Annotated in this window: 1 protein-coding gene; it reads left to right on the top strand. The window is 71.3% G+C overall.

All coding sequences use genetic code 11. The features are described from left to right. The coding region (locus AAHM44_RS24795) for an autotransporter domain-containing protein (RefSeq protein WP_342251655.1) at positions 1-265 on the top strand (265 nt) is incomplete at both ends.

Here is a 265-nt window from a genome sequence, read left to right on the forward strand (position 1 = left end):
TCTCGGCGGCACCACCAGCCTGGCCACCGGCGACATCAGCTCGAAGGGCTATTTGTTCGGCCTCACCGGCGGCGTCCGCACCGAGCTCGGCAACGGCCTGCGCCTCGCCCTGATCGGCAGCGCGAGCAAGGTCCATGACAAGCGCGACGGCTTCAACGAGAGCGCCGCGGGCGGCCTCGGCCTCCAGGTCGCCTCGGCCAGCCGTGACCTGTTCACGGCCTCGGGTGAGCTCCGTCTCGGCGCCAAGGTCAAGACCGGCGCCGGT

It is taken from the genome of Sphingomonas sp. OTU376 (genome assembly GCF_038440415.1).
GTDB classification, from domain to species: domain Bacteria; phylum Pseudomonadota; class Alphaproteobacteria; order Sphingomonadales; family Sphingomonadaceae; genus Sphingomonas; species Sphingomonas kyeonggiensis_A.